Origin of the sequence: Arcanobacterium pinnipediorum, from assembly GCF_023973165.1 — a bacterium.
GTDB classification, from domain to species: Bacteria; Actinomycetota; Actinomycetes; order Actinomycetales; family Actinomycetaceae; genus Arcanobacterium; species Arcanobacterium pinnipediorum.
Genome location: NZ_CP099547.1, coordinates 732,445 through 745,442, shown reverse-complemented (window position 1 = coordinate 745,442; position 12,998 = coordinate 732,445). Strand labels below are relative to the sequence as shown.

Sequence of the window (12,998 nt, the reverse complement as noted above, 5' to 3'; positions counted from 1 at the left end):
CCATCCATCTCTTACGTTCTACAACCGGTCAGTCTAATAGAGGTATTATCGACAAGCACCTTGAACTGGGTGCGATTTTAACCGCACTATATATCTATCTCAAGTGTTTCCAGCGCCTGGCTCAACGCATGATTGATATGGTCAGCACAAAATCCACGCCGAGCTAACGCACTATACAACCGCCGTTTAGCAACATGTTGCTCTTCCGTGCGCATCGTCCGAATCTTACGCCGTGCAAACTCGAGTGCAGCTTGCCGCTCATCTTCATCATCGATCTGTTCAAGAGCACGACGTGCAAGCTCAGGGCTGATTCCACGCCGGGATAGCTCTTGATGTAGACCACGGCGTGAAATCGTCTTTTCAGCAAATTTTGATCGTACAAACATCATTGCAAAGCGCTTATCGTTAACAAGATCAGCTTCGATAAAAGCTTCTAGCGTCGATTGCACAATATGGGCTGGTACAAGATTACGCTCCATAGACTGGCGTAGTTGGGCAACAGATCGTTCCATCATCCCTAGCTGCCGATAGCATAAGTCTTTCGCGTACTGCACCCACTCTTCCTCACTGCGAGCTCGTGCCCGTTCTATTTTTCGCTGCGCAACTTCACTGGCCGAACGATAGCTACGCCGTAGAGGTTTTTCATCTGCATCGTGAGCATAGTCAACCATACTTATTCCCCGCATCGAGGTGAGGTAACAATTTCTACAGACGTTACCTCACACGTCACTTCTACAATTCTGGAGCTTGCTCAGGATCTTCGATCGGCGTGCCGTCTTTCTCAATACCGATCGAGGCCAAAACTTTGCGCTCGATCTCATCAGAAATTTCCGGATTATCTAACAAAAACTGCCGCGCCTTTTCTTTGCCCTGGCCAAGTTGATCACCTTCGTAGGTGTACCATGACCCAGAGCGACGCACGATTCCGGTATCCACAGCGAGATCAATAATGCCACCCTCAGAAGAAATACCTTTGCCGTAGAGGATATCGAATTCCGCCTGCTTAAAAGGTGGTGCCATCTTGTTCTTCACAACTTTGACACGCGTACGGTTACCTACCGGAGTAGATCCTTCCTTGAGCGTTTCAATGCGACGAACATCCAAGCGAACCGACGCATAAAACTTTAGCGCTTTTCCACCGGTCGTTGTTTCTGGATTCCCATAGAAAACGCCAATTTTTTCTCGCAACTGATTAATAAAGATCGCAGTAGTGCCCGCAGCCGAAAGCGCACCAGTGAGCTTACGCAACGCTTGTGACATAAGACGAGCCTGCAAACCAACGTGCGAATCGCCCATCTCACCTTCAATTTCAGCCTTCGGAACAAGCGCTGCCACCGAATCAATAACAATAATATCTAAAGCTCCAGAGCGAATAAGCATATCCGCAATCTCGAGTGCCTGTTCGCCCGTATCAGGTTGAGAAACAATGAGAGCATCAGTATCTACGCCGAGCTTTTTAGCATATTCGGGATCCAAGGCGTGCTCTGCATCAATAAACGCAGCAATGCCTCCCATTTTTTGTGCATTGGCAACTGCATGCAATGCAACAGTTGTTTTTCCTGACGATTCTGGACCATAAACTTCTACCACTCGTCCGCGAGGTAAGCCGCCGATTCCTAGTGCAACATCGAGAGCAAGAGATCCAGTAGGAATAACTGCAACACGCTGCGGCGGCGCATCCCCTAACCGCATAGCTGAGCCTTTACCAAACTGCCGATCGATCTGACCAAGAGCAGTTTCTAGCGCTTTAGTACGCGCTTCCTTGTTTTGTGCAGCCATCTAGCTTCCTCACATCCGTGATAGTAATTAATGAACAGAACAGGTCACTCACACAAGGCTCCCTCTCCGAGAACCTCGTGAGAACAGCTTATGCCTGACCTCCGACATAAAACGATGACATAGATATATCTGTGGAAAGACATACCTATCAACGCGTTCCGTGGACAACATTAACCGAACACTTGTTCGATTTCCACTCGACACTCCAGCGCTCTGCTACCACAACGGCCACACATCTGTGATCAGCCATATTCGGGCAACTATTTGCCTACACCTGGCCACCACACAACAAGAAAGGCGGATGACATAAAGTCATCCGCCTTTTCTTACAGATCAAGATTCACATCACGCGGATGAATCTTGTGTAGAAAATCGAATTTTTCGGGAAGATCCATAGTTTTGCGCAATGCACTCCACACAATTTGTGGATCAATATGATCTTCTAAAGCTTGCTGTGCGGTTCGCGAACCAAGCTCTGGCAAAACCAGATCCTGTACTAATCCGTGGCCTAATCCATCTGGAAAAGCTCGCTCAACACACTGCCAAAACTCGGTGTGCTTCATGTTTAGCCACGCATAGCAGCTAACTCAGCACGAACGATTGACTCTGGAACAGAATCTGGAATACGAGGCTTGCGCATCATCGGTGGGATACGACCTTCGGCAATGTCAATGCGATCAGCAACAAGGCGTAACACATGACTCATTGGCACGTTCAATGCCATCGAAATCGATTGTAGCAATTCAGAGGACGCTTCCTTCTGGCCACGTTCAACTTCTGAAAGGTAACCGAGTGAGACTCGAGCATCAGAAGAAACTTCACGCAACGTGCGCCCCTGACGCTGACGGTACTCACGAAGCACTTCACCTAATTCACGACGGAATAGGACTGTTTCGCGGGTCGTGTCATTCATAGTCATCTTTATTTAACCTCTTCTTGCCAAGTTGTTTAGCTCTCGGCTTTAGCTTTCATCAATAAGCTCAACGCCTCTTGATGTAAATATCTTCCCAAGCCAACCTGTGAATTGCCTGAATAGCGCCTGAAATAGCTCTCAATCACGTTCCAGAACCGCTAGAATCCGCGATAAACTAGCTATCACTGTATGATGTCTCACATCCGCCCTATCTCCGGAAAAATCATAGACGAAGGCTTGTGCGCCTATGCCCCGTCGCCACAGCCCAATCCACACATGACCTGGGTTGTGCCCGTCTGCAGGGCCAGGTCCAGCAACTCCAGTTGTGGCGAGCGCGAGATCAGAATCAAATAACGCACCTACACCGCTGGCCATTTGTTTGGCAACTTCTTCGTCTACTGGACCACAGCGCGCCAAACGTTGCGCGTCAACACCTAAAACACTAGCTTTGGAGTCAGTCGCGTAGGTCACCGCCGCACCTCGAAAAACGCGGGACGCACCGGGGATTGACACCAGAGTACTAGCCAATTCACCGCCAGTGAGCGACTCTGCAACCGCTAGTGTCAAGCCTTGTGCCGCGCAATGATCTAGCACTGCTTGTGCTAACTTCTCTCGTTTATCATCCACAGATACTACCCCGCATGTTAGGGCCGGGTAATTTTACGAGCCTCAAGAATATACTCCACCGCACTACTAATAGCGAATACGAGGCCAATCCCGATCAAACCATAGGATGCATAAACCAAGAATTGCGCAAAACCCAGCGGTAAAAATGTATGCCACGGCAAAATCAGACCCGCAATACCGAATGATTGCGCAACCATCTTGATCTTGCCGCCCATTCCGGCAGCCATGACCTTTTTCTTGACCATAACCATACGCATAAAGGTGATGCCAAATTCGCGCACAATAAACACGATCGTCACCCACCACCACAGGCGTTCATGCCATGACAGCAACAAAAGTCCGGAAATAATCAGCGCCTTATCCGCAATGGAATCAGCGAGCTTTCCGAAATTGGTCACCATATTGTACTTGCGCGCATAATGACCATCGAGCTTATCTGTAAAAGCAGCAATCGCAAAGATTCCCCACGCCAACCAGCGCCGCGGATCAGTATCTTCGATAAAAGCCACGATAAATAATGGCACGAGAATCAGTCGAATAACCGTGAGCACGTTAGCGATATTAAAATTTGAGATGCGCTTTTCTTTCACGCTTCTATCATAAAGCTTTTCTCACAGATATGTCACCAACGCACCGAAAAGCTTCACCGGCCAGTTAGCTGCCAAGCGTCTTCGCCAGATTCACCTTCGTCGTCTTGCTCATCGTCGTACCAGTTTTGCGCAATCGGGATTTCGCTAGTTGCCTCTAACGGATCATTCTCGTAGCGCTGAGATGGCATCACAACCGTGGCAGAATCGGTATCGAGATCGGCATCGGCATACACGCGACTGTCAACGATTTGGGTGCCAACGTTATCCACCTCGTCATTGCCCTGATCGTCTTTAGGCGCAGACAAATCAACATCTTCGCCCTTAATTAAGGCAATGACGTCATCAAGTTGATCTGGGGTAACCAGCACATCGCGCGCCTTTCCACCAGTGCCTGGACCCACGATTTCACGCGATTCCAGCAAATCCATCATCCGCCCTGCTTTGGCAAAACCGATACGCAACTTGCGCTGTAGCATCGACGTCGAACCGAACTGGGTATTGACAACAAGTTCTGCAGCTTGGAGCAAGACATCGAGATCGTCTCCGATTTCATCATCGACTTTCTTTGCTTCGCCAGGCTTTGGAATGACGTCATCCCTATAGGTGGGGCGCATTTGAGCTTTAACATGTTTGACCGTAGCGCTGATTTCTTCTTCATCAACCCACGCGCCTTGCACACGCATCGGTTTCATCGAACCAGCTGGCGCAAACAACGCATCTCCCATTCCGATAAGTTTTTCGGCACCCACCGAATCAAGAATCGTGCGCGAATCTGTGGCCGACGACGTCGAAAATGCCAGGCGCGAGGGAACATTAGCCTTAATCAGACCAGTGACAACATCTACTGATGGGCGCTGAGTAGCAAGCACTAGATGAATCCCGGCTGCTCGCGCAAGTTGAGTGATGCGTTGAATAGAGGCTTCAACGTCACGCGGAGCAACCATCATTAAATCTGCGAGTTCGTCGACGACGACGAGCAGATAAGGATATGGTTGCAGGTTACGTTGCGAACCTTCGTGGGCCGTTACTTTCCCGGATTTCACAGCAGCGTTGAAGTCGTCGATATGCTTAAACCCATAGGCAGCAAGATCGTCATAGCGTTGATCCATCTCACGCACAACCCATTCCAGCGCTTCAGCAGCCTTCTTGGGATTGGTGATAATGGGGGTAATCAGGTGTGGGATACCAGCATAGATAGTTAATTCCACTCGCTTGGGATCAACCAAAATCATACGAACCTGTTCTGGAGTTGCCCGCACCATAATCGAGGTGATCATCGAATTAATAAACGAGGACTTACCAGCTCCGGTAGCACCGGCCACAAGCAAGTGCGGCATCTTCGAAAGGTTGGCGACGACGTATTGCCCGCCAACATTTTTTCCGACACCGACGACGAGCGGATGGTGTTGTTTGCGTGCCACAGACGAACGTAGTACGTCGCCAAGGAGAACAGTTTCACGATCGGCATTGGGAATTTCAATACCAACAGCCGACTTCCCAGGGATCGGAGAGAGAATACGAACGTCTGAAGATGCCACCGCGTAGGCGATGTTCTTTGATAGTGACTCGATCTTATCGACCTTGACGCCCGGGCCGAGCTCAACTTCATACTGGGTTACTGTTGGTCCGCGCGAAAATCCAGTCACTTCGGCGTCGATAGCGAATTCGGAAAATACTCGGGTTAGCGACTCAACTACTTTGTCGTTGACAGCCGAGCGTTCCAAATGTGGCGGTCCTTGTTTGAGCATTTCCAGCGAAGGCAAGGTGTAGGTGATATTTGAGGCCAGTTCAAGTTGCTCGATGCGTTCTGGCAGTGGCTCTGGATGTGGCGGTTTGCGATCCGGTTCGCTCACTGGTTGGGCTGGCAGTGCACGTGGAGCTGGCTTGGTTGCAACGTTTCGCGGTTTATCACCGCTGCCTGAGTTGCGAAGTTGGCTATCTTCGTCAGCGCGTGATTTTTTCCGTGGCCGGCGCAACCGCGAAACCGGTTCGTCGTCGTTATCGATATCTTCGGGATGATCGAAAGGAAGTGACGGGGAGTGTTCTGGCTCGAATTCGGCTCGCTGGGCACGCTTGTTGGCCACCCAATCGATAATGTCTTTGATTGAGGTTCCGGTGGCAAATAAGAGTGCGTACATGATGAGGAGGATCAACGAAGGTATCGCACCCCACACTGATAGCAACTTTGCTAGGCCGGTTCCGACGATGAAACCAACCAAGCCACCGGCGCCTTCAATAGTGGCAAACCCGTCGGTAACCATAGGTTGGCCCATGAAGATATGGATCATTCCGGTTAGTCCAACCACAACCAGCGCAATACCAACCATGAATCGCGGGGTTGAATCGGCGTGCGAGCGCCAGAAGAGTTTGACAATGATACCGAGAAGAACAATCGGCACGAAGATAGAAAGTAATCCAACAATGCCTGCGGTGGCGTGGTGGATGACTGGACCGATCACGCCAGCTAAACCAAACCATTCACGCAACGCTACGGTAATGGTTAGAACGATGAGTATGAAGAGTCGGCCACCATTACCGCCAAGAATACGATCTGACGCACTCGGTGCCGGTGTTTCTGGTTCGGCTTTTGTGCGTACCGGTTTCTTCGGTTTACGTGATGAACTCTCGGCTGATCCAGACCGTGCCACTATCTTCCCTCCTCTTAAGCTACACAACGGGCATAGCTGTTAGCTAGCCTAAGACGATTCTTAGGCTACTTCACCTGTGGCACGCCGGTTAGATAATGATTGCGACCCAAATCGCTTGCGTGTACTACTCTTAAGATATGACTATTATTATTTCTTCACCGAACAAGATCGTTCGAGATGTTTTAGAAAAATTTAATTCCGATGTTGAGATCGTCGATTGGGATCTTCGCGGTCCGGCACCGGTGAAGAAAATCGACATGGTTGTGACCCCGTTGGTTGATGGTAATCCTGAGTATCGTTTCCTTGAAGACGTCGACTTCACCTATCTGCAATGCTCAACCCTCGGATACGAGGCAGTGTTGCCGTATCTTGGCGACCACCATATTTTAGCGAACGCAAAAACTGTGCATGAAACGTCTACGGCAGAACTCACCCTTACGCTCACCCTTGCGATGCAACGCCAGGTTCCGCGTTCGGTAAAGTCCCAAGCGGCTGGCACATGGGATACCTTCTATTCGCATGGTCTTGCCGATAAGCGAGTAGTCTTGATAGGCGTGGGCGGTGTAGGAACTGCGATCGCGCAACGCTTAGCACCTTTCGAGGTCGATCTGGTTCGCGTTGGGCGCACTGAACGTGACGACGCCGATGGCCATATTTTCGCCACCTCCCAGCTTCCGCAATTATTACCGGATGCCGATATTGTTATTGTGATCGTTCCGGCAACTGACGAGACACGTGCCTTAGTTGATGACGAATTTTTAAGCTTGCTCAAAGACGATGCGTTGGTTGTCAATATGGCCCGTGGCGTGGTTGCTGATACCGATGCGATGGTCAAGCATGCAGACCGGTTACGTTTCGCGTTCGACGTCGTTGATCCCGAACCTTTACCTGCTGGCCATGTGCTCTACACTCATCCCAACGTACTTATCTCAGCACACAACGGTGGATATTCGCAGGCTTTAGCACCACGCCTTGAGCGGTTGATTGAACGCCAAGTTCGCCACCTGTTCGCTGGTGAAGAACTCGAAAACATAATTCGACGTTAATGCTCATGGCCATACTATTGGTCACATTGACGACACTGTGCGGCATCAGCACAGTCATGTGTTTATGGACGTACCGTTTGCTACGCAAAACACGGCAACAAAACGCCACTCTACAGCAGCGCGTCTTATCCAACCTTGTTTGCCCAGCATATCTTTCTCACGAAATCCGAACTCCATTGACAGTTATCAATGGCGCCTCGGAGATCCTGACGACTGGGGATTTGGGTCCAATCAGTTCTGAGATGAACCCTTGTAGTTGGACAGTTCTGATGTGAAAGGACTGTTAGAGTCGGAAGGCTAAGGAACGGCGTTCGAGGGTTTTACGCTTGTATGCCAAAGGGGTTTCTATTAGTGATTGCGCGCGTTTATCGGGAGTTGCGTATGAAACTGCGCGTCGTTTTGTCGAGAGGCTGACGTGCATGGTATCGACCATGCACGAAAGGCCCCGTCATTTCGTACCTGGCCAATAGAATTGAAAACGGAAGTCGGATCGCGGTCGCTTGATGGTGAAAGCGGGTAGAGAGATCAGCCAGTGGGGTCAGTGGTTGGCTGAAGTTCGCCAGCATATCGAAGCTGCCAAGCAGGAAGCTAGCAGTGAGCGGGCCCGTGTGGATCTTGATGCGTTGCACGTGGAGATCTTGGAAAAATCTTGCGCTTTGAGGGAGGAGAATGACACGTGGCAGGCATTCTTGATCCGCTTGGTCACAACCCTTAAAGCCCGCTATCGAGTATCAAGACTCTGCCAGATTGTTGGGCTTGCCCGGTCAACATACTATTGGGTGTTGAAAAATGCTGGCCGGATAGATACTAATCTAGAGCTGGTGAAGCAAGCATATGCGTATGCTCATGGAAGGTATGGGTATCGACGCCTGACTGATCTGATACGCCGTGGTTTTCAGGGCCATGAAGGACGGTGTATGAACCATAAGAAGGTTGCCCGCTTGATGCGCCAAGCAGGGCTATACGGAATGCATCCCAGACGTAAACGTTATAAGTCGTTCGCTTCGAACACTTGCTCGTATTCCCAACCGGTTACAACGTAACTTTGGTGTTTCGCAACCCGGTAAGTGCTTGGTCACGGATATTACACAGATCAAGTGGGGTCGAACCTGGTATTACCTGTCACCTTTAACTGATCTGTTTAATAACGAAGTGGTGGCATGGCGCTTGTCCACCTCGCCAGATTCAACCCTTGTCACAGGGATGGTGCGCGACTATAGTCAAAAGCACAGCTTGCAAGACGTTATTATTCATAGTGATCAGGGAAGTCAATACTTCTCAGAAGACTACCGCAAGCTCTTAGGAACTTTGGGAGTACGACAGTCCATGTCGAGGAAAGGAAACTGTCTGGACAACTCGCCAGCAGAATCCTTCTTTGCTCGACTAAAAACTGAAGTCGACCTCTCCAGGGGCGCACGTAGCGGACATGCAAGTCTTCAACGAATCATCAGTGAATATATCCACTGGTGGAACACCCAACGAATCGTAAGTAGGCTGCACATCAGAGAAACTAAACTATAGACAAGAATACGAACTCGCTGTCTAACAAACAGGGTTCATACCAATATGCCACACTTCTTCCACTCATCAGAAAGACCGCCCATCCCACCAACCGGGGATGGAACCAAACGGTCATGATACATACACGCTCTAAACCACTAAGTAATCAAGCATTCTAGAGATATTGGCTTAGGACGCTCTTTTTCTTTCCCTCCAACTCGGTTAGCCGCCGCTCAAGGTCATGAATAGCTTCGTCAATCTGTGACACCTGATCAGCGATCTCGACCTGCTCGGTTAGCGGAATATCAAGGATTTGGAATTTCAAGATGTGAGGCTTTTTACCTCGTGGCATCTTCACGCCGCTGACATCTTCCATGACGTAGTCAAAATACTTCTTGCGCCGCATCTGGTAGTAGAGGAAACGCGGATCGTATTCCCTCGTGGTGCGCAGCACAAGAACATCAGTCGATGCACCGCCATCACGGTCGGCTTGCCAAATCTTCTGCAAGTAGGGGCGAATATTCGAAAGTAAAATGTCGTTAACCTTGTAAGCGTGAACCCCTGAATCAGGTACGACGCCATCAAATACAGTCACGCCCTGAGCATTCTTGATCATGTTGCCTGTTGTCACGTAATCAACCGAGTTAATCAAAGCTCCGCTGATCCGCTCAGAAATAAAGCGGGCAACCACATCAAGGCTTAGGGTTTGCCCCCCCGGATCACTTCAAGGTCGGCAAAAAGTTTCTCGATCTTGGCGCGATAGTCCTCGATCGTCATCCGCGTGTTCTGATATTCCTCATCAATTATTTGGAAGGCGTGGACGATTGTTTCTTGAATATCTTTAGGCGGGACTGGAATGCTTACCTCCGAACGAAGATAAGCGCTATTCAGGCTCTTGCCGAATGCTTTGTTTCCCGTATTTTGCAAATCGATCATTCCGCTGGAGAATAAGGCGAAAAGGTAGGAATCCAATATTTCCGGTGTTTTTGGAATGAGTGCAGCAATAGCTTCGTTGGTATACAGGTCTTCGCCCGCTATCGCCGTTTTTCCGATGCTGAGTTTAAAACTAAGTAAGGTCGTCCCCTTGGGAATCAATTTTACGTTCGAGTTCTGAACTGCCTCATCTGTAATCTTTTCTTTTGTGTCAGTGATTACCTGACCATTCATTTCGCTAATGGACACCCAGAGATTCGAGCCGTGAAAATATTCGTCAATTGCTCGTGCAGGCGTTCCACCAATTTTCACTTCAACCTTCTCCCCAAGAGGAAAGAGCGGGTACTTGCTGTCGATGCTAGTTTTCGACGAAACTGACAAATTCATTGCCTGATTGAAAGACACCCTGCTGAAGTCGATCATGTCTTTGAGCGGGATGTACTGGTAGTAGTCTTTATGGGTTTCAAGGACGCGTTGGGTTGAATCGAAGGTGCCGCGCACGAGTCCGGCTAGGGTGTTATTGTCGAATCGGTTGTCGGGGTTGTAGAGCATGCCGCCTGGTTTGGTGATGCTGATTCCTTCGTTTCCTTTGCGGTTGCTCCAGTCGTAGCCGAGGAATTCTTTTTGCGCACCGTTGTCTGTTGGTGCGGTGATTACTAGGACGGTTTGCTGGTAGACCATCGCGAAGTATTGAATCTTGGTGAATTCTGCGTCTTTAACGTACTTGTAGAACTCCCGGTCGAGCCAGCGTTGTTGTTCTTGAGTGGTGAGGCGTTGGAAGGTTTTCTGCTTTTTCTTGGCCTTGACGTGTGTTTGGTTTTCAAAAGCGGTGACGTAGTTCTTGAGATAGTTCGTGTCACGGAAATGTTGGTACGGTTCCGTCTCGGCGATAAACAGTTGGTATTCGTCGGTTGAGATCTCGATCTGGCTCAGGTAGGCGTCGTAGATGTCTTGATCTTCCCACTCGTCTAGCGGCGCACCAGAACGGATTGCTTCAGCACTGTCAGCGACGAGCTTGAACCTCACTGGTGGTTCTTCGATCCGTTCAAGGAAAAGGATGACAGTGTTCGTTCCGGTTGCTCCGAAGGTTTTGCTTCCGAAACCTGCGATGGCGCGGATGTAGAAGTTTTGCAAGAGTTGCTCGCGGGCGGCTGTGTAGGTTGTGGAATCGTTGCTCAATATGGACGAAGGCAAAATGACTGCCGCGACACCTGAGGGTTTGAGGAGCTGGGCGATACGCTCAACGAACAGGGTTTCAATTTCGGAGCCATCGTTGCTGATGCGCTCGATAATCTGAAAATCATTGTTCTTCAGTTTCATGTGGCTCTTGAACGCTTTGACCGCGTAGGGCGGGTTCGCCACGAGCACGTCAAAAGTGTGCGCTTCGATGCCTTTGTCGGGATAGTTTTCTAACCCGTCACCGAAGATGATGTTGGCATCACTAGCTCCATGCATGAACAGTGAAATTTTCGACACGCGGGCAAGCCGGTAATCCTTTTCTACACCGTAGATCTTCGTTGCCACCCACGAGCGTGAGGTGTCTGCTTCGGGTTGGAGTTCGTGGACAGCAGAGTTAACAGCTTCGACACCTTGGGTAAGGAAATGGCCAGCACCGCAGGCATAGTCGATCACTTTGGGATAGTCAATGCCTTTATCTGTGGCTATCACTTTTTGGATTGGGAGAGCATCCCAGATGAACCGTGTGATCGGCACGGGGGTGAAGAATTGCCCTTCGTTTTGTTTGAAGCCTTTGTTCAGGAGTTGTTCGAACAAGTCGCCGAGCGTTTGGATATCGGATGAGCCGATGATGCGGTAGTGCTCAAAAAGTTGCACCATTTCGACAACGATTTTGCCGTTTTGGTAGAATAGTTCTTCGTTGTGTACGTCTTTGAAGGCGAAATCGTTGTTGGTGAAGAACTTCAGTACACGTAACGTGTCGCGTAGTTCTTTAATCAGGTTCTCGCGGCGTTTGCCTGCGTACTGTTGCACGACTGTTTCGGCGTAATCGTCAGGGACGTAGAAGATCTTTTCGCGCATGAACCGTTCCATGCCTTCTTTATGGAGGCGTTGGAGACGGTCTTGGAGAGACTCATAGGTATCAGTTCCGACCTTGTATTGGAACTCGACCTCGTCATCGTCACCTTTTTGCATTTCATCAACGAGTTTGCAGATGAACAGAGCGATGAGACGGTTGAACGCGTTCTCTTTGTCTGAGACGTTGTTGTGGCGCAAAATTTCTTCGAAGCGGTTCACGACCTTGTCGTTCTCGCTGAAATCACGCAGGTCACGTTTGCGTAGTGGTTTAACATCGGGATCGTAAGCACTGGAGTCATCACGGAAAATCACATCACCGACGAGGCGTTTTTCGTAGGTTTCGCTCCATGCTTCAAACAAGTCGGTAACTGAACGAGCTTGTTTGTAGAGCCGAATGGTTTCGTCGGTATCTTTTTCGGCGAGTTTGAGAATATTAGGATCGTCTTGGCATACAACGGTTTCAGTGCGGTACCTAATCGTGTCATCGACGATATCGGATGCGTAGAGCACTAGGTATTGGCTTGCGCGTTCTTGCTGCCAGTAACTGAAAAGCTGACCTCCATCTTGCATCATGTTTTTCAGTTCAATATCGAACTCGCGTCCGAAAGTCTTACACTCGATAATGAATAAGACCGTTCTAACCTCTTCCGGGGTTTGTCTTCGCGAATAGACACAGATGTCGGCGAAACCACTATCCTCACCACCAGTTAGACGGTGACCAAGTGACCACTTCTTTTCCAACTCGATATCCTCAGGCCGATAGCCCTTTTCGAGTAGCCGGTCAACACACTCAAGCACAACAAAACTCTCGTTATGCGAAAAATCAGTGGTCGTTTGACGCGCAACACGCATACCCTGCTCGACAGGGTAATGAATCCTCTCATCGTCCACATCCACACGGATTGAACAATAAGTGAAGTGCCCCAGG

General features: G+C 49.6%; 13 protein-coding genes. 4 read left to right on the top strand and 9 right to left on the bottom strand.

Annotated features, from left to right (window positions below):
* Positions 1–86 precede the first annotated feature (86 nt).
* From NG665_RS03265 to NG665_RS03235, 7 genes are all read right to left on the bottom strand, one after another.
* Positions 87–671 (bottom strand): regulatory protein RecX, encoded by a 585-nt coding sequence (locus NG665_RS03265; protein ID WP_252673858.1) that lies wholly within the window; start codon positions 669–671, stop codon positions 87–89.
* A gap of 61 nt (positions 672–732) precedes the next feature.
* On the bottom strand, positions 733–1,779 hold the full coding sequence (gene recA / locus NG665_RS03260) for a recombinase RecA (protein WP_252673857.1): 1,047 nt from the start codon (positions 1,777–1,779) through the stop codon (positions 733–735).
* Between the two features lie 326 nt (positions 1,780–2,105).
* Complete coding sequence (locus NG665_RS03255; RefSeq protein ID WP_252673856.1) at positions 2,106–2,342, bottom strand: DUF3046 domain-containing protein; 237 nt, start codon at positions 2,340–2,342, stop codon at positions 2,106–2,108.
* 2 nt (positions 2,343–2,344) lie between these two features.
* A complete protein-coding gene (locus tag NG665_RS03250; protein WP_435366684.1) occupies positions 2,345–2,698 on the bottom strand; it encodes a helix-turn-helix domain-containing protein in 354 nt (117 codons plus the stop codon).
* A gap of 132 nt (positions 2,699–2,830) precedes the next feature.
* On the bottom strand, positions 2,831–3,319 hold the full coding sequence (locus NG665_RS03245) for a CinA family protein (RefSeq protein ID WP_252673854.1): 489 nt from the start codon (positions 3,317–3,319) through the stop codon (positions 2,831–2,833).
* Positions 3,320–3,336: 17 nt separating this feature from the next.
* Entirely contained in the window at positions 3,337–3,909 is a 573-nt protein-coding gene (pgsA, locus tag NG665_RS03240; RefSeq protein ID WP_252673853.1) for a CDP-diacylglycerol--glycerol-3-phosphate 3-phosphatidyltransferase, read from the bottom strand.
* 53 nt (positions 3,910–3,962) lie between these two features.
* Positions 3,963–6,557 carry an FtsK/SpoIIIE family DNA translocase gene (locus tag NG665_RS03235; protein WP_252673852.1) on the bottom strand — a complete coding sequence of 865 codons (2,595 nt, stop codon included), beginning with the start codon at positions 6,555–6,557 and terminating at the stop codon, positions 3,963–3,965.
* 137 nt (positions 6,558–6,694) lie between these two features.
* On the opposite strand from NG665_RS03235, the gene NG665_RS03230 reads away from it, so the two are divergent.
* The 4 genes from NG665_RS03230 (at position 6,695) to NG665_RS08740 (ending at position 9,124) form a co-directional block, all read left to right on the top strand.
* Positions 6,695–7,603, top strand: a complete 909-nt coding sequence (locus tag NG665_RS03230; protein WP_252673851.1) for an NAD(P)-dependent oxidoreductase — start codon at positions 6,695–6,697, stop codon at positions 7,601–7,603.
* A complete protein-coding gene (locus NG665_RS08750) occupies positions 7,603–7,878 on the top strand; it encodes a histidine kinase dimerization/phospho-acceptor domain-containing protein (protein ID WP_353888246.1) in 276 nt (91 codons plus the stop codon). Before NG665_RS03230 ends, NG665_RS08750 begins: the two co-directional genes overlap by 1 nt.
* 228 nt (positions 7,879–8,106) lie before the next feature.
* Positions 8,107–8,646, top strand: coding sequence for an IS3 family transposase (locus NG665_RS03225; RefSeq protein ID WP_252673850.1), 540 nt, complete (start codon positions 8,107–8,109; stop codon positions 8,644–8,646).
* Positions 8,576–9,124, top strand: a complete 549-nt coding sequence (locus NG665_RS08740) for an IS3 family transposase (RefSeq protein ID WP_353888253.1) — start codon at positions 8,576–8,578, stop codon at positions 9,122–9,124. The genes NG665_RS03225 and NG665_RS08740 overlap by 71 nt, the downstream gene beginning before the upstream one ends.
* Before the next feature lie 154 nt (positions 9,125–9,278).
* Here NG665_RS08740 and NG665_RS03220 read toward each other — a convergent pair whose 3' ends face one another.
* Together NG665_RS03220 and NG665_RS03215 are read right to left on the bottom strand one after the other, a co-directional pair.
* On the bottom strand, positions 9,279–9,794 hold the full coding sequence (locus NG665_RS03220) for a restriction endonuclease subunit S domain-containing protein (protein WP_252673849.1): 516 nt from the start codon (positions 9,792–9,794) through the stop codon (positions 9,279–9,281).
* Positions 9,795–9,802: 8 nt separating this feature from the next.
* Entirely contained in the window at positions 9,803–12,967 is a 3,165-nt protein-coding gene (locus NG665_RS03215) for an N-6 DNA methylase (RefSeq protein WP_252673848.1), read from the bottom strand.
* Between the last annotated feature and the right edge of the window lie 31 nt (positions 12,968–12,998).